Below are 23,057 nucleotides of genomic sequence, written 5' to 3' on the forward strand. Positions count from 1 at the left end.
AATAGCGACGTAGGTTTCTGGTACGGGATTGCCAGCGACAGAGAGCTTTTTCCGGATCAGGAGTGGGGCGAAGTGGCAGGGCGGCAGCGGATTGACCGCGTCAGGCGCCAGTACAACCAATGGGTTGCAAACCAGACGCTGGAAGACTACGCGCTCCGCTTCACCGCCAAGAGCGCGCGGCGGTGGTCGGCCGCCCGCGTCGCCAACACCGCGCTCGGCGCGATCTCCTTCCTCGCGCTGGAAGCGATCGGCGGCACCATCACGCTGAACTATGGCGCGATGAACGCCTCCGCCGCGATCCTGGTCGTCAGCGTGATCATCTTCCTGTGCGGACTGCCGATCGCCTACCACGCGGCCAAATGCGGCATCGACATCGACCTGCTGACCCGCGGCGCCGGCTTCGGCTATATCGGCTCGACCATCACCTCGCTGATCTACGCCTCCTTCACCTTCATCTTCTTCGCGATCGAGGCGGTGATCCTGGCGAGCGCGCTCGACATGTGCTTCGGCATTCCGCGACCGATCGGCTATTTGATCAGCGCGGTCGTGATCATTCCGCTGGTGATCTACGGCATCACACTGATCAGCCGCTTCCAGCTCTGGACCCAGCCGCTGTGGATCGTGCTCCACATCATGCCGTTCGCGGCGATCGCCTGGGCCAATCCGCATTCCTTCGCCGAGTGGCGCAAGTTCGCCGGCGACCACGGCGACCCGTCCGGCCATCTCGACCTCCTGCTGTTCGGCACCGCGGCCTCGGTCGTGTTCGCGCTGGTGGCGCAGATCGGCGAGCAGGTCGACTTCCTGCGCTTCCTGCCGCGCGACCGCCGTACCTCGCGAAAAGCCTGGTGGATCGCGCTGCTCGGCGCCGGCCCCGGCTGGATCGTGCTGGGCGCGCTGAAGCTGCTTGCCGGCTCGTTCCTCGCCTTCTTCGCGCTCAGCCACGGCGTCTCCGCTGAGCACGCCGCCGAGCCCGCGAACATGTATCTCGAGGCGTTCCGATACGTGCTGTCGCAGCCCGATCTAGCGTTGGCGCTGACCGGTACTTTCGTCATTCTGTCGCAGGTCAAGATCAACGTCACCAACGCCTATGCCGGCTCGATCGCCTGGTCGAACTTCTTCTCCCGCCTCACCCACTCGCATCCCGGCCGCGTGGTGTGGCTGGTGTTCAACGTCGTGGTCGCGCTGCTGTTGATGGAGATCGGCGTCTACAAGGCGCTGGAGCAGACGCTCGCGCTCTATTCCAACGTCGCGATCGCCTGGGTCGGCGCGCTGGTTGCCGACCTCGTCATCAACAAGCCGCTCGGCCTGCGCCCGCAGCACATCGAGTTCAAGCGCGCACATCTCTACGACGTCAATCCGGTCGGCGTCGGCGCGATGACGATCGCCACTGTCGTCTCGATCAGCGCGTTCTACGGCCTGTTCGGGCCGACCGCGAAGGCGCTGTCGGCATTCGTCGCGCTCGCGGTCGCCTTCATCGCGGCGCCGCTGATCGCCTGGGCGACCGACGGCAAATACTACATCGCGCGCAAGCCGAAGCGGAGCTGGCAGGACCTCGAGGCGATCCAGTGCTGTATCTGCGAGCATTCCTTCGAGCCGGAGGACATGGCCGCCTGCCCGGCCTATGCCGGGCCGATCTGTTCGCTGTGCTGCTCGCTCGACGCGCGCTGCCATGACCTCTGCAAGCCGCATGCGCGAGTCCAGGCGCAGGTGTCGGAGACATTGGGCAAATTGCTGCCGCAACCGATCTACGCCCGCATCAACTCGCAGCTCGGGCATTATCTCGGCGTGTTTCTGGTCTCCGCCGGACTCGTTGGACTGGTGCTCGGGCTGATCTATTTGCAGACATCGGCGACCGTGCATGGCGCTCCGTTCCTGGGCGACGTGCTCCTGAAGGTGTTCTTTGCGCTGATCCTGATCATCGGCGTGGTCGCCTGGCTGTTCGTGCTGGCGCAACAGAGCCGCCGCGCCGCGGAGGAAGAAACCCGGCGGCAGACCACGCTGCTGATCCAGGAAATCGACGCCCACAAGCGCACCGATGCCGAGCTGCAGCGCGCCAAGGAGGTGGCCGAGTCCGCCAACCTCGCCAAGAGCCGCTATGTCGTCGGCCTGAGCCATGAGCTGCGTTCGCCGCTGAACGCGATCTCCGGCTACGCGCAGCTCCTGGAGCAGGACAACAGCCTGCAGACGCGGCCGCGCGATCAGGTGCGTGTGGTCCGCCGCAGCGCCGATCATCTGTCGGGGCTGATCGACGGCATCCTCGATATCTCCAAGATCGAGGCGGGGCGGCTCTATCTCTCGCGCGACGAGGTGCGGCTGACCGATTTCCTCGACCAGCTCGTCGGCATGTTCCGCCTGCAGGCCGCCGCCAAGGGCGTCGACTTCGTATTCAAGCGGCCGAACGTGCTTCCCGTCGTGGTCTATGCCGACGAGAAGCGGCTGCGGCAGATCCTGATCAACCTGCTCTCGAACGCCATCAAGTTCACCCAGCGCGGCAGCGTGCGCTTCATCGTCCATTATCGCAGCCCGGTGGCCGAGTTCGAGGTCACCGATACCGGACCAGGCATCCAGGCCGACGATCTCGAGCGCATCTTCGCGCCCTTCGAGCGCGGCGCGCTCGGCGTCTCGCAGCCGCAGACCGGCACCGGGCTTGGCCTGACCATCAGCCGCCTGCTCGCCGGCGTGATGGGCGGCGACATCAAGGTCTCAAGCACGGTCAGCGCCGGCAGCACGTTTCGCGTCAAGCTGCTACTCTCCGAAGTCACCAATCCGCGACGCGATGCGCCGGTCGACGCTCCCGTTTACGGCTATCACGGCCCGCGCAAGACCATCCTGGTCACCGACGACGACCCGACCCATCGCGACCTCTTGCGCGAGGTGCTGGCCCCGCTCGGCTTCATTCTGCTCAGCGCCCCCGATGGGCCAGGCTGCCTCGCGCTCGCCCAGCATTGCCGGCCCGACCTGTTCCTGCTCGACATTTCCATGGCCGGCATGGACGGCTGGACGGTCGCCGAAACCCTGCGCTCCGCCGGCCATCACCAGGCGCGGATCCTGATGATCTCGGCGAGCGCGCTGGAAGCGCATGGCGCGCCGATGGCGCAGCCCTTCCACGACGGCTATCTGATGAAGCCGATCGACATCCCGCGGCTGCTCGAAACCATCCGCCAGGTGCTCAAGATCGAATGGCAGTACGAGGCCGCGCAGGTCGTGGGCCCGCAATGGAAGCCCGAGAGCGGCACGCGTCCGCCGGTGAAATATGTCGAGGAGCTGATCGGCCTCGGCCAGCTCGGCTATATCAGGGCGATCCAGCTCAAGCTCGACGAGATCGGCAATGAGCTGCCCGAGCATGCCGACTTCGTCGGGCAGATGCGCACGCTGATCGACCGTTTCGATCTCGACCAGTACATGGCGACGTTAAAGACATTGCATAGCTATGACCATTGAACAAAAAAAGCGCGACGTCGCCCTCGTCGTCGACGACTCTCCCGAAACGCTGCGCTTGCTGACCGACGCCCTCGACGGCGCCGGCATGACGGTGATGGTGGCGCTGGACGGCGCCTCCGCGATGCGGATCATCGACCAGATCACGCCCGACATCGTGCTGCTCGACGCCGTGATGCCCGGCATGGACGGGTTCGAGACCTGCAGGCGGCTGAAGCGCGATGCTGGATTGGACGGCGTGCCGATCATCTTCATGACCGGGCTCGCCGAAACCGAGCATATCGTACGCGGGCTGGAGGCCGGCGGCGTCGACTATGTCACCAAGCCGATCGTGATCGAGGAGATGCTGGCACGCATCCGCGTCCACCTCGCCAATGCGCGCATGACCCAGAGCGCGCGGGCTGCCCTCGACGTCTCCGGCCGCTATCTGCTTGCGGTCAACAATGCCGGCAAGCTGTTATGGGCGACGCCGCAGGCACAAAAACTGCTGTCGGACACATTGGCCGACGACGCCGACGATTTCATGCTGCCGGACCCGATGCTGCAATGGCTCGATCAGGCCCAGAAGGGCAAATCCGGCGCGAAGACCGCGACCATGGCGGCGTTCCCCGGCAACGAGCAACTCCGCCTGCAATATATGGGCAAGCTCGGCCCCAATGAATTCCTGCTGCGGCTCGCCAAGGACACCTCAGGCGACATGCCGGCCGAATTCTCCAGCGAGCTCGGCCTCACCACCCGCGAGGGCGAGGTGCTGTCCTGGCTCTCCAAGGGCAAGACCAACCGCGACATCGCGCAGATCCTCGGGCTGAGCCCACGCACGGTGGACAAGCATCTGGAGCAGATCTATTCCAAACTCGGCGTCGAGAACCGCACCGCCGCAGCGGCGATCGCCGTGAATGCGAGGAACAGCAAGGGGTAGAGAGCCTACTATGATGCTTCCTGCTCCCTCGCCCCGCCTTTGCGGGGAGAGGGTTGGGGTGAGGGGCTTTCTCCACAAACTCGATAACAAATGGACTCGCGGTAACTCCCCCTCACCCGGATCGCATCCAGCGATGCAATCTGACCTCTCCCCGCAAGCGGGGCGAGGTGACTTTTGAGGCCGCTTCGCTACCCATCCAGCCCGCTGATGTCAGCCACCAGCACCGAGCCGGTCACCGACTCCGTGATGTACAGCCGGTCGCGGTTGGCGCCGCCGATCGCGACGTTGGTGCAGCTCTGCCCGGCGCAGGACTTGATCCGCGCGATGCATTCACCGTTCGGCGCAAAGACGAAGACATGGCCGAGCGAGGCGTGCGCGACGAACAGCCGCCCTTTCTGATCCATCGTCATGCCGTCGGGTCCGCTCGGCCCGAACAGCGTGCAGAAACGCCCGACCTTCGAGATGCTGCCATCCTTCATGAATGGCGCGCGCCAGACCGCATTGTCGCGCGTCATCGCAACGAACAGCACGGCTTCGTGCGGATCGAGCACAAGACCGTTGGGGCTGATGCCGGTATCGATCAGGCAATCGAGCTGGCCATTGGTCCGCAAGCGATAGACACGGCCGGTCGGATCGTGCAGGCCGGTCTGGCCCTGGTCGGTGAAATAGATGTCGCCGTTACCAGCGATATGCAGGTCGTTGCAGCCGCGGAATGATTCCGAATTGCGCGAGCGCAGAAGCGGCGTGACCTTGCCCGATTTGGCGTCCAGCTCCACCAGCCCAAGCCTGTAATCAGCAATCAGGATGCGGCCCCTGGCATCGATCTTCAGCCCGTTGGGCCAGCCGTCATATTCCGCGACCAGCGACCATGTCTTGTCCGGCGCGATCCTGAAGACGCGGCCGAACGGAATATCGACGAGATAGAGATTGCCTGACGCATCGAATGATGGGCCCTCGATGAAGCAGTCGGTCACGGCGCCCGGCCGGTTGGCGTCGGCCCATTCGGTCGCCACCTTGCGGCGAAATTCGGCTGGCACGGCGGAGAAGATTTCGGTCGGGATCAGTCTCGGCGGCGTTTCCAGATACATCATTTTCTTGATTCACCCATTCGCGGAACGGGTGGACCATAAATCGTTCTCCCCGTCATTGCGATACGCAGGGGCGGACGCAGTGCCTAATTCGCCGCGGCCAATAGGGGTTGCCCGGTGTCAGACGGCGTCTGCGCAATCAACCGCTTCAGTTCCGGAATGCAGGAACCGCAGTTGGTGCCGGCTTTCAGCTGGGCGCCGATGTCGCCCGCCGATCTCGCCCCCGCCGCGATCGCATTGCAGATCGTGTCGCGGCCGACGCCGAAGCAGGCGCAGACTACCGGGCCCGCGCTTGCCACGCCCTCCGCCGACTTGCCCGAGAGCAGCATGCGGCGCTGCACGTCGCTCAACGCATCTGCTGCGAACAGGCTCTTCACCACGTTCCAGTCGCCGGCGTCCCCTGCCGGACCGATGAAGACGCAGGCCGCGATGCGGCTGCCGTCGAAGGCCGCCGCGCGGTACACGCCGCCGCCGAAATCGTTGAACTCGGCAAGATCGTCGCCGGCCTTCGCTTTCATCCAGGCTTGCCAACCCTTCAGATCGGCATTGTCGGCGAACAGGTAGCCGTAGCCGCCGTTGACGGCGACGCGCGCAACCCAGGCATGGTCGGGCAGTTCCAGCGGAACACGCGAGAGCGCGAAGCCGCGGAACACGTATTCGTAGGGCGCGATCGATGCCGGCGTCGCCTTGTTCTCGGGCTGGCCGGAGAACGGATCGATGAATGGCGCCACCAGCGAGCCGACCCGCGCGCCGGTCGCGGTCTCGGCACTCCAGTGGATCGGCGCGAACAGCATGCCGCGCTGCTGCCGCTCGCTGACGACGACGCGTAATGTGCTCTGGCCATAGTCGGTGGTGACGCGCGCAAAGCTGCCGTCGGCGACGCCGTATTTCAGCGCATCATCGGGATGCACCTCGACGAACGGCTCGGGAAGGTGCTGGCCGAGCCGCGGGCTCATGCCGGTGCGCGTCATGGTGTGCCACTGGTCGCGAATGCGGCCGGTGTTGAGCCGCAGCGGACGTGCCGCGGTCGTCTCGGTGCGCAGCGCCGGCGTCTCCGGTGCGATGAAGCGCGCCTTGCGATCGTTGGCGTAGAAGCTACCCTCGGCAAAGAATCGTTCCTGCGGCTGCGCATTGAGCCTAACAGGCCATTGCACCGGCGCCATGGCGTCGAAGCCTTCGTCGGAAACCGCCTTTAGCCCGCCGATGTCGAAATCGCGCGCCCCATTGTTCTCGAACGCGGAGAGCGCGGCATGCTCGCGGAAGATATCCGCAGCCGAATTGAAAGCGAAAGCGGCGCCGAAGCCGAGGCGTTTGGCGACCTCGCTCACGATCCACCAGTCCGGCTTGGCCTCGCCGGGCGCCTTCAGGAACGCACGCTGACGCGAAATCCGCCGCTCGGAGTTGGTCACCGTGCCCGACTTCTCGCCCCAGGCCTCCGCCGGCAGCAGCACATGCGGGCCCGCCGCGACGGTGTCGTTGGAAAGGACGTTCTCGGAGACCACGAACAGGTCGAGCTTTTGCAGCGCCTCGCGCACGCGGTCGGCGTCCGGCAACGACACCGCCGGATTGGTGCCCATCACCCACAGCGCCTTGATCTCGCCGCGGCCGATCGCCTCGAACATCTGCACCGCCTTCAACCCTTCATGGGTCGCAATCCGCGGCGCCTTCCAGAACCGCCTGACACGATCGATGTCGGGCGGCGTAAAGCCCATATGGGCGGCGAGCTGGTTGGCGAGCCCACCGACCTCGCGGCCGCCCATCGCATTGGGCTGACCGGTCAGCGAGAACGGTGAGGCGCCAAGCTTGCCGATCCGCCCGGTGGCGAGATGGCAATTGAGGATGGCGTTGACCTTGTCGGTGCCCTGCGCAGATTGATTGACGCCCTGCGAATACAGCGTCACCACCCGCGGCGTACTGGCGAACATCCGAAAGAACGCGGCGACGTCCTGCTCGGCAAGGCCGGTCGCGAGCGCGGTTGCGGCGATGCTGCCGACCATCCGGCGCGCCCGCTCAAGCGTGTCGTCGAAGCCGGCCGTGTGGCGCTCGATATAGTCAGGGTCGAGCGCGTCATTGTCAGCGAGATGCACCAATAGACCATTGAACAGCGCGCTATCGGTGCCGGGCTTCAACCCAAGGAAGAGGTCGGCGTCTCCGGCCGTGTCGGTGCGGCGCGGATCGATCACGACAAAGCCCGCCCCGCGCTTTTGCTTGTTGGCGAGCATGCGCTGGAACAGCACCGGATGACACCAGGCAGCGTTGGAGCCAACGAACACCAAAAGGTCCGCCTCGTCGAGATCCTCGTAGCAGCCGGGCACCGTGTCGGCGCCGAAGGCCCGGCGATGGCCGGCGACTGACGAGGCCATGCACAGCCGCGAATTGGTGTCGACATTGGCGCTGCCGATGAAGCCCTTCATCAGCTTGTTGGCGACGTAATAGTCCTCGGTCAGCAACTGGCCGGAAAGATAGAACGCGACCGCGCCCGGACCGTCGCGCCTGACGATGTGCTGGAAGCGATGCGCGACGTGGTCGAGCGCGTCGCTCCAATCAACGCGCTGCATCGCGTCGCCGCAACGGATCATCGGATGCAGCAAGCGGCTCCCGAGTCCGAGCGTTTCGCCGAGCGCGGAGCCCTTCGAGCACAGCCGGCCGAAATTGGCGGGGTGCTCGGGATCGCCCGAGATTGCTGCCCCGCCGCGGCCATCCGGTGTCGCCAGCACGCCGCAGCCGACACCGCAATAGGCGCAAGTCGTCCTGACGGCACGGAGCGCGGGATCGATCATCGTCATCTCACGCGGCCTCCGACTGCGTCGCGAGCGAGCGGCCGAAGATCATGTCGGCGCGGATCTGCGCGATCGGTTTCCGGCTCCGGATCAGATCGAGATACCAGAGTGCATCGGCGGTATCGCCGATCAGCACCGCACCGGTCAGGCGGCCGTCGGCAATGACGAGCTTCTTGTAGGTGCCGTGGTTGACGTCGCGAAGCACGAGAACTCTCGCTGCCGCCAGCCCCCATGAAATCGCCGGCCGAAAATACGCCGACGCCTGAAACCTTCAGATTGGTCGCGACGACGCTGCCGGCATAGGCCGCGTCGGTGCCGGCGAGATGGCTTGCCAGGACGCGCGCCTGCTCATAGGCCGGCTCGACCAGGCCGTAGCAGATGCCGCGGTGCTCGGCGCATTCGCCGATCGCAAACACACCGGGCACGCCCGCCTGCAGATGGTCGTCGACCACGACGCCGCGGTTGACGGCAATGCCGGCGTCACGTGCGAGCGCCGTGTTCGGCCGGATGCCGGCGGCGAAGATCACGGCGTCGGCGTCGATCTGCCTGCCGTCGACGAGTTCGACACCGGTCACGCCGGCTTCGCCATGAATGCGTGCTGTGCTGGCATTGAGCAGGATCTCGATGCCCTTGCGCTCGACCAGCGACTTCAACAGCGCCGCCGCCGGCCCGTCGAGCTGGCGCTCCATCAGCCGGTCCATCAGATGCAGCAGCGTCACCGTGGCGCCTGCCTTGGCGAGACCATAGGCCGCCTCTAACCCCAGCAGTCCGCCGCCGACCACGACGACGCGCTTCTTCAGCGCGGCCAACGTCAGCAAGAGGTCGACATCGCGGGTGTCGCGAAAGGTGTGGACCCCGGCGAGATCGGCGCCTGATACGTTGAGCCGCAGGGCCGACGATCCGGTCGCCAGCACCAGCTTGGAGAAGCCGATGCTCTCGTCGTTGGCGATCTTGATCTCGCGGCGGCCGACATCGATCTCGGTCGCCATGCAATTATACTTCAGCGTGACGCCGCGCTCGCGCCACCACGATGCCGGCTTCAGCTCGATCTCGTGCGAGGCGGCCTCGCCGGCCAGCACCGACGACAGCAGCACGCGGTTGTAAGCGAGCCGCGGCTCGTCACCGATCACGGCGATGGCATAGCGGCCGAGAGCGACCTTCGACAATTCGTCGACCAGACGCGCAGCCGCCATGCCATTGCCGACGATCACCAGCGGCTCGCTCATGGCAGCTCCTACTCGGCCGCCTGCGAGGCGCCATAGGCTTCGGAAATCATGTAGCCGGCCAGCGTGCCATAGGCTTCGGTCCAGGCGGTGGCGACCTCGGGCGTCCAGGCCTCGCCGAGGCCCTTCTCCAGCGTCCATAGCAGCGCGCCGCCGACCACCGGATAGTGCTCGGGCCTAGCGCCGTAGCCGACGTGGCGCTTGGCGAGCGCGCTTGCGGCGGGAAGCACCGACGGCAAATTGCTCAATCCGTTGACGACGACAGCTAGCGTCGCCATCAGCTTCTTGCGCTGCTCGGTCATGTCTGACGGAAACATCGCCTGGACGCCTGGCGCGACCTCGAACAGGCGATCATAGAAGATGACCGCGGCCTGTTCCGAAATCGGCGCCACCTTGGAAAAGGACTCCTGTACCAACGTCACTTGATCGGGTGTCATCGTTTCCTCCCTGTGGTTTGCGATTCCTCTCCCCTGCAAACAGGGGAGAGGTCGCTGGCGTGTGCGGCCCGAGGTGCCGCGCAGTCGGCGTCAGATCCGCGCTCCGGCAAGGCTCGACACGCTTGATGAAGCAGGGCTCCGGCGCAGGTAGTAGAACCAGGTGAGCGCGAGGCAGACCGCGTAGAACGCCAGATAGATTTCGAGCGCGAGCTGCGGGCCGCCGGTCACGGCGATCGACTTGCCGAAGCCGCTCGGGATCAGATAGCCGCCGCAGGCTCCGATGGCGCCGATGAAGCCGAGTGCGGCGCCGCTCTCGATGCTGGCCGTCTTCAGCGCCAGCGCCTTGCCGGCTTCGCCCTTGCCCTTGGCCTTCTGCAGGTTCTCCTCGCGGAAGATCGACGGGATCATCCGGTAAGTCGATCCGTTGCCGACGCCGGTGGTGACGAACAGGATCAGGAACATCACGAGGAAGCCGGTGAAATCCTTGATCCCGACGAAGTAGAGGACACCGATCGTCGCCGCTCCCATCGCGATGAAATTCCAGAACGTCACGATGGCGCCACCGACCTTGTCGGCGAGCAAGCCGCCGAGCGGGCGCGCCAGCGAACCGACCAGCGGTCCAAGGAACGCGATGGCGATGGTGACGGCCGGAAACTGCGTCTTGATCAGCAGCGGGAACGCCGCCGAGTAGCCGATGAAGGAGCCGAACGTGCCGACATAGATGAAGGCCATGATCCAGGTATGCTTGCGTCCGATGATCGCGAGCTGGTCCTTGAACGAGGACTTGGCCGACGTGAGATTGTTCATGAAGAACACCGCACCGAACACCGCGATGCAAATCGGGATCAGCCACATCAGCCCGGCATTCTGCAGATAGACTCCGGAGACCGGCGTTGCCTGGTAGAGGTTGATAATGCCGATGCCCATCAGGATCGGCGTGAGCAATTGCACGCTGCTGACGCCGATGTTGCCGCCGGCCGCGTTCAGGCCGAGCGCCCAGCCCTTCATCCGGTCCGGATAGAAGAACGAGATGTTGGTCATGCTCGAGGCGAAGTTGCCGCCGCCGAGACCCGCCGTAGAGGCAACCAACAGCATCAGCCAGAACGGCGTATCGGGCTGGCTGACGAAATAAGCGAGCCCGAAGGTCGGAATGAACAGCACCGATGCACTGAAGATCGTCCAGTTGCGGCCGCCGAACATCGTCACGGCGAAGGTGTAGGGAAATCGCATCAACGAGCCGATCAGGCCCGGAATGGCGACGAGCTGGAACAGCTGATCGGTGGTGTAGTGGAAGCCTGCCGCCGGTAATTTGGTCGCAACGATGCTCCAGATCAGCCAGACCGAAAACCCGATATGCTCGGCCACGATCGACCAGATCAGGTTGCGCCGGGCGACGACCTTGCCCTTGGAATTCCAGAACGCCTCATCCTCGGGATTCCAATCGGAAATCCAGGTCGGGTTCTCCTTGCTCATTACAAATTCCTTTCTGGTCGCTGTCGTTTGGACGCACGGAGACACGCTCCGGGGTGGCCCCAGCGTTTGCGGTGTCAAAATTCGGATGATTGGTTTCGAAGGACGGCGGCGATGGCGTCTGCCTGAGGTGATTCAAGCTTCGTGCCAAATCGCATGCGCGATGAAATACGAACAACTACAGTGTGTTGCGTCGATCGCACGGATCGCGCGCGGATTAGACCGCGCATTGAAAACTGGCGATTCGCTCAATCGTTGTGCGTCGCACAATTCTCAAGCATGCCGCTCATGAAATAAGCAAGCCATTGAACGCGGAGCGGGCGCGAGGCCCGCGCCATGCGAACAACGCGCAGAAACAACCGGAAACTCCGACAACTTCGCGCGCGCGCTCGTTGGCATAAGCGTTGCTTTGAATCCGGTCAGTCAACGAGGACTACGGGTCAGCCGGATTGTCGAGGCCAACGCTTGGCCGAGGCTGTCGGCGGCTTCCAAAGCCGCTTTGCCGAGAGATCTCGGCGCAGTCGTCGTGACGCCATTTCACAGGGCATTCGCACTTTTGCGCCGAACCCCGCGGTCATCCGCGGCGCTGCTCCGTGCTGAGCAATCGGCGCTCTCTTTCATTAGACGCAAGGGGAAACAGAATGTCCTATCTCGCACCTTCCGAATTCGTCACCAAGATGGTGGACGCCGGTGAGTCCAAGATCTTCATGTCCACCAGGGATACGGTCATCCGCGCCTATATGGCCGGCGCGATCCTCGCATTGGCGGCCTGGTTCGCCGTGACCATCAACGTCAACACCGGCCAGCCGATCGTCGGAGCGCTGTTGTTTCCGGTCGGATTCTGCATGCTCTATCTGCTGGGCTTCGACCTGCTGACCGGCGTGTTCGTCCTGTCTCCCCTCGCACTGCTGGACAAGCGTCCGGGCGTCACGATTGGCGGCGTTCTGCGCAATTGGGGCCTTGTGTTCGTCGGCAATTTTGCCGGCGCGCTGACGGTCGCGTTCATGATGGCCTTCGTCACGACGTTCGGCTTCACGCAGGACCCCGACAAGGTCGGCGCGGCGATCGGAAACATCGGCGAAAGCCGCACACTCGGCTACGCCGCGCATGGGGCCGCCGGTATGGCGACGCTGTTCATCCGCGGCATGCTGTGCAACTGGATGGTCTCCACCGGAGTCGTCGGCGCCATGATCTCCACCACGGTCCCCGGCAAGGTCATCGCGATGTGGATGCCGATCCTGGTGTTCTTCTACATGGTGTTCGAGCATTCCGTCGTGAATATGTTCCTGTTTCCGTCCGGGCTGATGCTCCACGCCAAGTTCTCGATCATGGACTATTTCATCTGGAACGAGATTCCGACCGTGCTGGGCAATCTGGTCGGCGGCCTCGCCTTCACCGGATTGACGCTCTACACGACCCACGTTCTGACGCAGCCGAAGCGCGCGGTGTCCAAGACGGCTCCGACCCGCGCCGCGGCCTGATCGCGGCTGCCTAGAACGAAGGGGCCACGCCCGAACAGGGCGAGGCCCCTCAATCTCTCGCCGTCGCCCCGGCCGACGTCCGGGGCGGATGGCACCGATCCGACTTCAAGCGGGCTCGGCCACCTTGGTCCCGAGCGGCGCCGGCGCCATTCCGCCGCCGGGCTTCACGCGGAACTCATAGCTCATCAAATGCCACGGACCATCGGACGTCTTGCCATCAGGCATCACCGGGTCGGTCCGCCTCTCGACCTTGGCGATCAGCTCATCCTTCACGCCGAACACGACGTCGGAGTCGATGTACTTGTCGCCCTCCATGAAGACATGCGTGATCAGCGGCTCGTGGCCATCGGCGTTGACCAGGAAGTGCACATGCGCCGGCCGCATCGGGTGTCGGTTGGTCTGCGTGATCATCTGCCCGACCGGACCGTCGGTCGGGATCGGATAGCTGCACGGCACGATGGTGCGGAAATAGAAGCGGCCGTCGGCATCGGTGATGAAGCGCGCGCGCGACGACGGGCCCTGCGTGGCGTAATTGGGTCTTTGTGAATCGTAGAAGCCGTCGTCATCGGCATGCCAGATGTCGACCGGGACATTGGCCAGCGGCTTGCCGTCGAGGTCGGTGACGCGGCTCTGCACGAACATGCGCTCGCCAGGCAGGCTCGCCGAGACGTCGGTGCCGTGCGGCGCCACCTTGTGCTCGCCGACATAGAACGGGCCGAGCACCGTGGTCTCGGTGGCGCCGTCGCGATCCTGGTGGTTGACCGCGTCGACCAGCATCGACACGCCGAGCACATCGGAGAGCAGAATGAACTCCTGGCGAATATCGGTGCACTTGTGGCCGGTCCGGGTCAGGAAATCGATCGCGTAATCCCACTCCTCGAAGGTGAGATCGGTCTTGCGCACATAGTCGTGCAGCGACTTCACCAGCTCCTGCAGCAGGAACTTGGCCCGCGGATTGGGCGTTTGGTCGAAGCTGTGGATCACGGCGGCGGTGAGCTCGGTGTCATTGAACTGAGTCATCTTGGCGTTTCCATTGAGGTCAGTTGAGGTCGCTCGGGGGGCGCGCTTGCAGGCGGCAGCCTACACCACCGCCGCAGGGCAGGTAAGCGGCGGCCGGTTGCTGCAACGGACACTTTTCGGCTATCAAATCCTTCCTCGCCAGCCGGAGAAGAGCCCGATGTTAGCCCCCACCCCTGCCTCGCCCGAATCCGCGGGAATGTCGACCACGGCGCTCAACCGCCTCGAAGCGCATCTGAAGACCCGCTACATCGATTCCGGCCGTTTTCCCGGCACACAGCTCCTGATCTACCGCCGCGGCAAGATCGTGCATTCGGCGGTCCAGGGCTTTGCTGATCTCGAGCGCAAGGCGCCGGTCAAGGACGACACCATCTTCCGCATCTATTCGATGACCAAGCCGATCACCACGGTCGCCTTCATGATGTTGGTCGAGGAAGGCCGCGTCGCGATCGACGAACCCGTCGCCAAATACATACCGGAGTGGAAGAACCTCGGCGTCTTCGTCGCGGGCAATGCGCCAGCCTTCCTGACCCGTCCACTGAGCCGGCCGATGCTGATCGTCGACCTGTTGCGGCACACCTCGGGTCTCACTTACGGCTTCCAGCAGCGGTCCAATGTCGATGCGGCCTACCGCGAAAAGAAGATCGGCGAGGTCATCAAGGCCGGCACGCTCGACGCCATGATCGAGGATCTTGCGAACATTCCGCTGGAGTTCTCGCCGGGCGAGGCCTGGAACTATTCGGTCGCCACCGACGTGCTCGGCTACCTCGTCGGCAAGATTTCGGGCATGCCGTTCGAGCAGTTTCTCAAGGAGCGCATCTTCAAGCCGCTCGGCATGAACGACACCGACTTCTTCGTGCCGGCCGACAAGGCGCACCGCTTTGCCGCCTGCTATTCCGCCGACCCGCAGGGCGGCATGACCTTCCATTCCACCGAGCGCAAGGGCTCGCTGACGCTGCAGGACGATCCGGCCACGAGTTCGTTCCTGTCGCCGCCCTCGCTGATCTCGGGCGGCGGCGGGCTGTGCTCGACCGCGGCCGACTACCTCACCTTCTGCCGGGCGCTGATCAATGGCGGCGAACTCGGCGGCGTTCGCCTGCTCGGCCCGAAGACGCTGAAGCTGATGACCTCGAACCATCTGCCCGGCGGCGTCGACCTGCCGGCGATGTCGCGCTCGCTGTTCAGCGAGGCGGCCTATAACGGCATCGGGTTCGGCCTCGGCTTCGCCGTCACCATGAACCCGGCCCAAACCATGATTGCCGGCAGCCCGGGCGAATTCAACTGGGGGGGTGCCGCGACGACGTCGTTCTTCATCGATCCGGCCGAAGAGCTGATCACGATCTTCATGACCCAGGTGCTGCCATCGAGCGCCTACCCGCTGCGGCGCGAACTGCGTACCATGGTCTATGCGGCGATCACCGAAAGCAATTTGTGACATCTGCGATTCCGCTGCGCACACCGGGCGCCGCGGAACTTTCCCGACCGCCGACTATTTCCTTGGCGGATTTTCCCGACTTCTCCTAAGTTCACGGCAAACAGGCGTTTGAGCCGGGACCTTCGTGCCGAAACTGACATTGCCAGTCCGTCTCGCGCTTCTGGTCGCGGGAACGATGTTGCCGCTGATCGTCTTCGCGGTCGGAATCGTCTTCCACAATTACGAACAGGACCGCAAGGACGCCACCCAGCGCGTGCTCGAAACCGTCCGCAGCATCCGCCTGGTGCTGGACGCCGAGATGCAGCGCATGACCGGCGGGGTGGAGGTGCTGGCGCTGACCGATTCACTGCGCAACGGCGACTTCAACAACTTCCGTCGCATGGCCGGCGGCTTCCTCGACCAGTACGGCAAGGACGGCGTCGTGATCGTCGCGGATCGTCAGGGGCACCAGCTGTTTTCCTCGGTCGCATCGGATACCGCAAGCCTGCCGCTGCGCAACAACGTCACGATCATCGAGAAGGTGTTTTCGACCGGGCACCTGCAATACTCCAATTTATTCACCGGCGCGGTGAAGCGGCGCCCGGTCGTCACCGTCGAGGTGCCGGTGATGCGCGACGGCGAGGTGCTCTATGACATATGCTTCAGCCCGCCGATCGATATCTTCCAGACCATCCTCGAGAAACAGCGCCCGAGCCGAGATTGGACCCTCAGCATTTTCGACGGCGAAGGCGTCAACTTCGCGCGCGTCCCGAGTTCGCATGACACTGTAGGCCAGCGCGCCTCGCCCTCGCTCCGGGCCGAGATGTCCCGCCACGACGAGGCGACCTTCCCGACCGTGTCGCTCGAGGGGGTGCCGCTGATCACCAGTGTCGCACGGTCCGCGATTACCGGATGGACCGTCGCCGCAGGAATCGCTGAAAGCTCGCTGGTGGCGCCGCTCTGGCGCACGCTCGCGATCACGAGCGTGATCGGCGGCGTGCTGCTCCTGGTCGGCCTCGGCTTTGCGTTGCGGATGGCGACCGCGATCGCGCGCGGCGAAATGCTGCACGATCTCCTGATCGAGGAGCTCAACCACCGCGTCAAGAACACGCTGGCGCTGCTGCAGTCGATCGCCACCCAGACGTTCCGCAGCGCCAGCCGTGCCGAGCGCGAGAAATTCGAGGGACGGCTCGGCGCACTGGCCGAGGCGCACAATTTGCTCAGCACGGAAAAATGGCAGGGCTCCGACCTCCAGGACGTGGTCGGCCGGGTGCTGCAGCCCTATGTGCTCAACACTCCCGAGCGGGTCAGGATGTTCGGCCCGCGTGCGCCATTGTCGCCGCGGCTTGCCGTGGTGCTGTCGATGATCGTGCATGAGATCGCAACCAACGCCGCCAAGTATGGCGCGCTGTCGAACGAGACCGGCACTGTGACGCTGGACTGGGAGGTCCGCGAGGACGGCGCGGACCGGAAGCTCAGGATGATCTGGACGGAGGCCGGCGGCCCGCTTGTGACAGCTCCGATCCAGCGCGGTTTCGGCTCGCGGCTGATCGAGCGTAGCGCCCGCGATCAGCTCGGCGGCGAGGCCACGGTCGATTTCCTGCCCCGCGGCGTCGTCTATACCCTGACCTGCACACTCGAAAGCGACGGCTAATCCGGACAGATTCCGCTGCAACTGGAAAGGCTTGCTCAGGCCACAACATGGTGGGCGCAAACAGCGCCACGGATCCTTCGGCACGAGGCTTCGTACGACATTCTGGCATGCAAGTTGCTACGACATGGCCGGTTCGGGCCGGCTAAAATCAGGGGGAATTCATGTCGACCATCGCAGTGGTTGCCACCGAGACACGCAAACCGCTTTACTCGTCGCTGTTCGTTCAGGTGCTGGCCGCGCTCGTGCTCGGCGTCGTGCTCGGCGTTGCCGTGCCCGATTTCGCCATCACGCTGAAAATCCTCAGCGACGCCTTCCTGAAGCTGATCTCGATGATTGTCGCGCCGATCGTGTTCTGCGTGGTGGTGCACGGCATCGCTGGCGCCGGCGACCTCAAGAAGGTCGGACGCGTCGGCGTCAAGGCGCTGGTCTATTTCGAGGCGATGACGACGGTCGCGCTCGTGGTCGGCTTGTTGCTGGCCTATCTGTTCGGACCCGGTCACGGGATGAACATCGATACCTCGACGCTCGATCCCAAGGCGCTCTCCAGCTATGCCGGCAATGCGCAGAAGCTGAAGGGCGAAGGTGTCGGCAGCTTCCTGATGAACATCATTCCGACCACCTCGTTCGACGCGCTGTCACGTAACGACGTGCTGCAGGTGCTGTTCTTCGCGATCATCTTCGGCACCAGCCTGGCGCTGGTCGGCGGCGAGAAGGGCGAAAAGATCACCTCCTTCATCGATGCGGTCTCGACCGTGCTGTTTCGCGCGATGGGCCTGATCGTACGCGTCGCCCCGCTCGGCGTGCTCGGTGCGGTCGCCTACACGGTCGGCAAATACGGTGTCGGTTCGCTCAAGCAATTGCTGTCGCTGGTCGCGCTGTACTATCTCTCACTCGCGATTTTCGTGCTGGGCGTGCTCGGCGGCGTGCTGGCGCTCGCGGGAATCAACATCCTCAAGCTCCTCGGCTACCTGCGCGAGGAACTGATGATCGTGCTGGCGACGGCATCGTCCGACGCCGTGCTGCCGCAGATCATGCGAAAACTCGAAGCGCTCGGCGTCAAGAAGTCCGTCGTCGGCCTCGTGATCCCGACCGGCTATTCGTTCAACCTCGACGCCTTCTCGATCTACCTCACGCTAGCGGTCGTGTTCATCGCGCAGGCGACCAACACGCCGCTGTCATTCGGCGACCTGCTGCTGGTGCTCGGTGTGTCCTTGATCACCTCGAAAGGCGCGCATGGCGTGCCGGGCTCCGCGATCGTCATCCTGGCTGCGACGCTCAATGCGGTGCCGAGCATTCCCGCGATCGGCCTTGTGCTCGTACTGTCGGTCGACTGGTTCATCGGCATGGCGCGCGCGCTCGGCAATCTGATCGGCAATTGCGTCGCCACCGTTGTTGTCGCCGCATGGGAGGGCGATCTCGACCGTGACCAGGCCCACCGGGTGCTTGATGGCGCCGAGACGGTGGATGTGACGGCAGGCTGAGGCCCGGTCAACACAAATGGCCCCCGCGCGTACCGCGGAGGCGCGACAAAATCGCGCACACATCAATGTGACTCAACCGGCGATTGAAAAATAGTCTACTTGATGAGCTTCAAATAGGGCGGCAGCCGGCTGGCCGGCTGCTGCGTCTCGACGTCCGATGCCACCATGTCGCACAATGCTTTCAGCTCGGAATCGGTCACCTTGTGCAGCTCCATCCGAAGCTCGAGGATGGCGAGGGAGAGCAGCCGCGCGGTCTCCGCGCTTGCCCGGTCGAGCAGAAATGCCTGGCACTCCTCCAGGGTCGCCAGAAGCGACAGCAATCGTTCTTCCGTACTTGCGACCGGCATATCTTCCACTCCCGAAGCCGCGAGGTAGAGTCGAGGCGTTTCCCTCTTTCGCTTCATTGGCCTCTCCCGCAAGGGCTCGCCGGCTTGTGGTCGGGCGCACGCCGGATGATTCAGAACTTTTTGGCGCTTGTCCAGCAACATTCCGAAAGCCTGGCTTGCACTTACGTCAAACTTTCGCAGGGACCCGCCAACTCGGGCTCACATCGTTCCGGCCTCTGCGACCTCTGGCTGCACCAGCAGGGGTTGCATCTGAAATCGGATGCCCGTAAGATAGGGAGGCCCGTAGAAATACGGGTAGTGCGTCGGTGCAGCAGTAACCATGCGCAAAATCTGTGACGATCAAACTCGCGCTAGTTGTGGTTCGGTCAATATTTTGCCAAATGTGGAAGGCGGGGTGTCGAGAGGCACCTTGGCGTGATCGACTTTAGGTAGTTAGTCACGTCGGTATCAGGATGCTTCCGCCGCGCCAGTGCGCTTGGATATCATCCCGCGATCTTCTTGGGTTTTCGTAGTTCTCACGACGAACTTACGATCCACACGAACTTGACGCGGTACATCATGGACGAATCCCTGACCTAATCCGGGCCAGGGATTCCTGATTGAAGGACGGTCACCAGAATGAACAGATCAGCAGCAAAGAAGATGAAGCAGCGCAGTGCCGGCAAACCGGACATTGAGTTGGGCAAGCGGATTCGCCTGCGACGCGTGGAGCAGAAGATCTCGCAGGCCGAGCTCGGCGACAAGCTTGGCGTCAGCTTTCAGCAGGTTCAGAAGTACGAGAAGGGTGTCAACCGCGTTGGCGCCGCGCGCCTTCAGCAGATCGCATCCGCGCTCGACGTGCCGGTCACCTTCTTCTACGACGGTGACGGCAAGGCCCGCGAAGTCGAAAGCCTCCTGTTCCTCGACAGCGCCTTCAGCCTGCGGTTGCTGCGCGCCTACAGCAAGATCAAGGACCAGACCGTCCAGCGTCAGCTGGTGTCCTTGATGGAATCGATTGCCGCCAACGAAGCCTGAGCGGCGTCACACGTCGGATCGCCGCGCCGCGAACGCGGTCAACGGACCGAGCGGATCGGTCGTTGGTGCGGTGCGCCGCTTGTGGGCGGAAGAATATCAAAGCGCTGCCATCGCGGATGGCGGCGCTTTTTTCTTTGGCTTCGCGTTTCTTCACGCGAATGCATCATCCGGATCAAGTCCGGGACAGAAACGCTCAGCGGATCCGGACACCGGATTTCTGTACGATCACAGCCCAGCGGTCGACCTCGGCCTTGATGTAGGCGGCAAAACCGTCCGGCGTCGATGCCGGGAACGGCTCAAGCCCGAACGACGTGAGCCTGGCTCGGGCGGCCGGATCGGCCGTCAGCCGGCCGATCTCCCCCGCAAGCTGGTCGACAATGCTGCGCGGCGTGCCTGCAGGTCCAACCACGCCCTGCCACGCCAACAGGTCGAAGCCCGGCAGCCCGCTCTCGGCAAGGGTCGGAAGATCCGGCACCGCTGCGATGCGCTTTGCCGTGGTGACGCCGAGCGCCCTCACCTTGCCCTCGCGGATCTGCTGCAGTGCCGGACGCAGGTCGACCATCATAAAGGGGATGTGACCCGCGACGACATCGAGCAGTGCCGGCAGGCTGCCACGATAAGGCACGTGGCGGATGTCGATGCCTGATGCCGCCTTCAGCATCTCCGCACCGAGATGCTGCGGACTGCCGTTGCCGGCCGATGCGTAAGCCAGTCCAGGTTTCGACCTGGCATAGGCGATGAACTCAGTCAGCGATTTCACCGGAATCGCAGGATTGACGATCAACACGAAGGGGACGCCGACGATCAGGGCGATCGGCGCGAAATCCTTGACGGGATCGTAAGGCAATTCCTTGTACAGCGTCTTGTTGACGGCAAGCGTCGTCGAGGTCGCCATCAACAGCGTGTAGCCGTCGGGATCGGATCTGGCCACCAGCTCGGCGCCGAGCGTGGTCCCGACGCCGGGCTTGTTCTCGACAATGACGCTCGCACCGAGCCCGTCTTTCAACTGATCGGCGACCAGCCGGCCCAGCAGATCCGTGGTGCCGCCGGCCGGATACGGCACGATCAGCTTGATGGCGTGATTCGGATAAAGGCCCACCGCCAACGCCGGCAGGTCCGCCAGCAGCAGCGCGCCGCTTCCTGCAAGGAGACCCCGGCGTGTCAGTGCCATCGCAATCTCTCTGCCCTTTTTTCTTGGCACGTCGCGAACCATACTATCCGTCAACACGACATAGAGCGAAACAAGAGACCGATTCGGGCGCCAACGTGGTGAGAAGGTTACGGCGCAGCAACAGCCACCACCAAAATTTAATCAAGACGCAACGCTCTTGGTAGATCATCACGCCCGCACGAACGTGCCGCCATTTCGTCCGGCCGAGGGCCGATCTGACTCCAGCGCCGCGCGCATTCCGGGGAAACGCGATATGCAGAGAGTGACACTCGTTGCCATGGCCACGATGCTTTCGGCTCTGCCGGCATTTGCCCAGACCGCCGGCGCACCCGGTCCGGCCACGGCACCCCCGCCTCACCATGCCGCGCCCGCGGCGGCTCCGGCGCCGGTCGCCACACAAGCAAACCAGCCAAAGCTGGCCATGGCCGCCGCCACGCCCGAATCGCGATCAGCCGCCGCCCTCGCACTCTCGCACGAACCGACCTACGACCAGGGCACCGCACAACGCATTCGCGAAGCGGCGCTCAGCTATTCCGATCTCGCCGTCCGCGGCGGATGGCCGACGATCCCGACCGACGCGAAATTCGCAACCGGCGTCCAGGGGAGCAATGACGATCTGCTGCGCAAGCGCCTGATCGTCACCGGCGACCTCGCCGCCGACAAGGCCACCGGCGCCTATGATGAGGTGCTGGCCGAGGCGGTGAAACGCTTCCAGACACGCCACGGCCTCGCCGCCACCGGGACGGTGACGCCGCGGACGCTAGCTGCGCTCAACGTTCCCGTGCAGAAGCGGATCAAGCAGCTCGACGCGTCGCTGGAGCGTCTCACCCAGATGGATTTCCAGTTCGTGCAGCGCTACGTGATCGTCAACATCCCCGCCGCCTTCGCCGAGGCCGTCGAAGACGACAAGGTCGTGCGGCGCTATCGCGTCATCGTCGGCAAGACTGAAAAGCCGTCACCGACGCTCACCGCCGAAATCACCAGCGTCAATCTCAATCCGACCTGGACGGTGCCGTCGTCGATCACGAAGACGGAAATCTCGACGCATATGCGCAAGGACCCGAGCTATTTGTCGCGCATGCACATGGAAGTGCTCGACGCCCACGACAACCCGGTCGATCCGAATTCGGTGGATTGGTCCGGCAACCATACGCCGAACGTCACGGTGCGGCAACAGAGCGGCACGTGGAACGCGCTCGGTGCGGTCAAGATCGACATGCCGAACGCCTATTCGGTCTACATGCACGACACCAACCAGCACAGCCTGTTCAGCGACGACTATCGCTTCGATTCGCATGGCTGCTCGCGTGTCGACAACGTCCGTGACCTCGCGGCGTGGCTGCTCAAGGACCAGCCGCAATGGACTCGCAGCGCGATCGATGCGGCGATCGCCACCGGGCAACGCCAGGACGTCCGTATGCTGAAGAAGGTGCCGGTCGCCTGGATCTATCTCACGGCCTGGATGACGAAGGACCAGACTGTCCAGTTCCGCAACGACATCTACGACCAGGACCAGCAACTGCTGGAAGCCACGGCCGAGGAAACGGCCTTCTTCAACAAGGCCGCCGAACATCCGCTGACCGCGCATCTGGCACAGTAAGCGCGACACCTCGCCATTCTGTCGCGCGGCCAATTGTCGCCCGACATGCGAAGCGACGTCAGAACTCCGCGTTCTCCTCGTTGAACTGAAATCCGTAAGACCAAGTGCACGGGCTCGTCTTTTTGTCGCAGCAACCAAGCGGCCGCATGGACGTTTTCAGACTTCAACCAAGGAGACCTCAATGAATATCAAGCTTGCTATTATTGGACTGGCCGCTTTGGGAAGCGCAGCCTCGATGCCGGGCGCGGCGTCGGCGATGCCGAACGGGCTTCCGCAAGCCAGCCACATCGCAGGCGAAACGTCCCATGTCGACCAGGTGCGCTATGTCTGTGATTCCTGGGGCCGCTGCCACTGGCGTCCAGGTGCGTATAGCGCTTACGGCTACTACGGTCCGCGCCATCACGGCTGGCATCATCGTCCGCAATTCCAGCGCCACCATCATCACGGGCCGCGCCATCACGGCGGATATCGCCAGGGTGGACATCAAGGCGGACATCAAGGTGGACACCGCCGCTGAAGTCAG

16 protein-coding genes and 1 pseudogene are annotated in these 23,057 nt (G+C 63.9%); 9 read left to right on the plus strand and 8 right to left on the minus strand.

What is annotated here, in order from left to right; translation table 11 throughout:
• Window positions 1-72: 72 nt before the first annotated feature.
• Entirely contained in the window at window positions 73-3,441 is a 3,369-nt protein-coding gene (locus tag ACP2YO_RS32450; RefSeq protein WP_426435210.1) for a hybrid sensor histidine kinase/response regulator, read from the plus strand.
• On the plus strand, window positions 3,431-4,357 hold the full coding sequence (locus ACP2YO_RS32455; protein WP_426435211.1) for a response regulator: 927 nt from the start codon (window positions 3,431-3,433) through the stop codon (window positions 4,355-4,357). The genes ACP2YO_RS32450 and ACP2YO_RS32455 overlap by 11 nt, the downstream gene beginning before the upstream one ends.
• Before the next feature lie 188 nt (window positions 4,358-4,545).
• On the opposite strand, the gene ACP2YO_RS32460 is transcribed toward ACP2YO_RS32455, so the two are convergent.
• The 5 genes and pseudogenes from ACP2YO_RS32460 to ACP2YO_RS32480 form a co-directional block, all read right to left on the minus strand.
• Window positions 4,546-5,448 (minus strand): SMP-30/gluconolactonase/LRE family protein, encoded by a 903-nt coding sequence (locus ACP2YO_RS32460; protein WP_426435212.1) that lies wholly within the window; start codon window positions 5,446-5,448, stop codon window positions 4,546-4,548.
• An 83-nt stretch (window positions 5,449-5,531) separates the two neighbouring features.
• A complete protein-coding gene (locus ACP2YO_RS32465; protein WP_426435213.1) occupies window positions 5,532-8,231 on the minus strand; it encodes a molybdopterin-dependent oxidoreductase in 2,700 nt (899 codons plus the stop codon).
• A gap of 1 nt (window position 8,232) precedes the next feature.
• Window positions 8,233-9,451, minus strand: a pseudogene (locus ACP2YO_RS32470) (NAD(P)/FAD-dependent oxidoreductase).
• Between the two features lie 8 nt (window positions 9,452-9,459).
• The gene (locus ACP2YO_RS32475; protein WP_426435214.1) at window positions 9,460-9,885 is read right to left on the minus strand and encodes a globin family protein; all 426 of its coding nucleotides are present in this window, start codon (window positions 9,883-9,885) and stop codon (window positions 9,460-9,462) included.
• A gap of 90 nt (window positions 9,886-9,975) precedes the next feature.
• Window positions 9,976-11,358, minus strand: a complete 1,383-nt coding sequence (locus tag ACP2YO_RS32480) for an MFS transporter (RefSeq protein WP_426435215.1) — start codon at window positions 11,356-11,358, stop codon at window positions 9,976-9,978.
• 638 nt (window positions 11,359-11,996) lie between these two features.
• On the opposite strand from ACP2YO_RS32480, the gene ACP2YO_RS32485 reads away from it, so the two are divergent.
• Entirely contained in the window at window positions 11,997-12,836 is an 840-nt protein-coding gene (locus ACP2YO_RS32485) for a formate/nitrite transporter family protein (RefSeq protein ID WP_426435216.1), read from the plus strand.
• Window positions 12,837-12,941: 105 nt separating this feature from the next.
• Here ACP2YO_RS32485 and ACP2YO_RS32490 read toward each other — a convergent pair whose 3' ends face one another.
• On the minus strand, window positions 12,942-13,856 hold the full coding sequence (locus tag ACP2YO_RS32490; protein WP_426435217.1) for an intradiol ring-cleavage dioxygenase: 915 nt from the start codon (window positions 13,854-13,856) through the stop codon (window positions 12,942-12,944).
• Window positions 13,857-14,013: 157 nt separating this feature from the next.
• Here ACP2YO_RS32490 and ACP2YO_RS32495 point away from each other — a divergent pair, with 157 nt between their 5' ends.
• The 3 genes from ACP2YO_RS32495 (at window position 14,014) to ACP2YO_RS32505 (ending at window position 18,402) form a co-directional block, all read left to right on the plus strand.
• Window positions 14,014-15,288 (plus strand): serine hydrolase domain-containing protein, encoded by a 1,275-nt coding sequence (locus ACP2YO_RS32495; RefSeq protein WP_426435218.1) that lies wholly within the window; start codon window positions 14,014-14,016, stop codon window positions 15,286-15,288.
• Between the two features lie 175 nt (window positions 15,289-15,463).
• Complete coding sequence (locus tag ACP2YO_RS32500; protein WP_426443368.1) at window positions 15,464-16,921, plus strand: sensor histidine kinase; 1,458 nt, start codon at window positions 15,464-15,466, stop codon at window positions 16,919-16,921.
• A gap of 161 nt (window positions 16,922-17,082) precedes the next feature.
• The gene (locus ACP2YO_RS32505) at window positions 17,083-18,402 is read left to right on the plus strand and encodes a dicarboxylate/amino acid:cation symporter (protein ID WP_426435219.1); all 1,320 of its coding nucleotides are present in this window, start codon (window positions 17,083-17,085) and stop codon (window positions 18,400-18,402) included.
• A gap of 95 nt (window positions 18,403-18,497) precedes the next feature.
• Here the strand turns inward: ACP2YO_RS32505 and ACP2YO_RS32510 are convergent, their stop codons facing one another.
• Window positions 18,498-18,890 carry a hypothetical protein gene (locus ACP2YO_RS32510; RefSeq protein WP_426435220.1) on the minus strand — a complete coding sequence of 131 codons (393 nt, stop codon included), beginning with the start codon at window positions 18,888-18,890 and terminating at the stop codon, window positions 18,498-18,500.
• A gap of 477 nt (window positions 18,891-19,367) precedes the next feature.
• On the opposite strand from ACP2YO_RS32510, the gene ACP2YO_RS32515 reads away from it, so the two are divergent.
• Window positions 19,368-19,763 carry a helix-turn-helix domain-containing protein gene (locus ACP2YO_RS32515; RefSeq protein WP_426435221.1) on the plus strand — a complete coding sequence of 132 codons (396 nt, stop codon included), beginning with the start codon at window positions 19,368-19,370 and terminating at the stop codon, window positions 19,761-19,763.
• 193 nt (window positions 19,764-19,956) lie between these two features.
• Here ACP2YO_RS32515 and ACP2YO_RS32520 read toward each other — a convergent pair whose 3' ends face one another.
• Window positions 19,957-20,934 (minus strand): Bug family tripartite tricarboxylate transporter substrate binding protein, encoded by a 978-nt coding sequence (locus ACP2YO_RS32520; RefSeq protein ID WP_426435222.1) that lies wholly within the window; start codon window positions 20,932-20,934, stop codon window positions 19,957-19,959.
• A gap of 253 nt (window positions 20,935-21,187) precedes the next feature.
• Here ACP2YO_RS32520 and ACP2YO_RS32525 point away from each other — a divergent pair, with 253 nt between their 5' ends.
• Both ACP2YO_RS32525 and ACP2YO_RS32530 read left to right on the plus strand, forming a co-directional pair.
• Window positions 21,188-22,534, plus strand: coding sequence for a L,D-transpeptidase family protein (locus ACP2YO_RS32525; protein WP_426435223.1), 1,347 nt, complete (start codon window positions 21,188-21,190; stop codon window positions 22,532-22,534).
• 181 nt (window positions 22,535-22,715) lie between these two features.
• Window positions 22,716-23,051, plus strand: coding sequence for a hypothetical protein (locus tag ACP2YO_RS32530; protein ID WP_426435224.1), 336 nt, complete (start codon window positions 22,716-22,718; stop codon window positions 23,049-23,051).
• The last annotated feature ends 6 nt before the right edge of the window (window positions 23,052-23,057 follow it).

It is taken from the genome of Bradyrhizobium genosp. P (assembly GCF_049949265.1).
Taxonomy (GTDB): Bacteria; Pseudomonadota; Alphaproteobacteria; order Rhizobiales; family Xanthobacteraceae; genus Bradyrhizobium.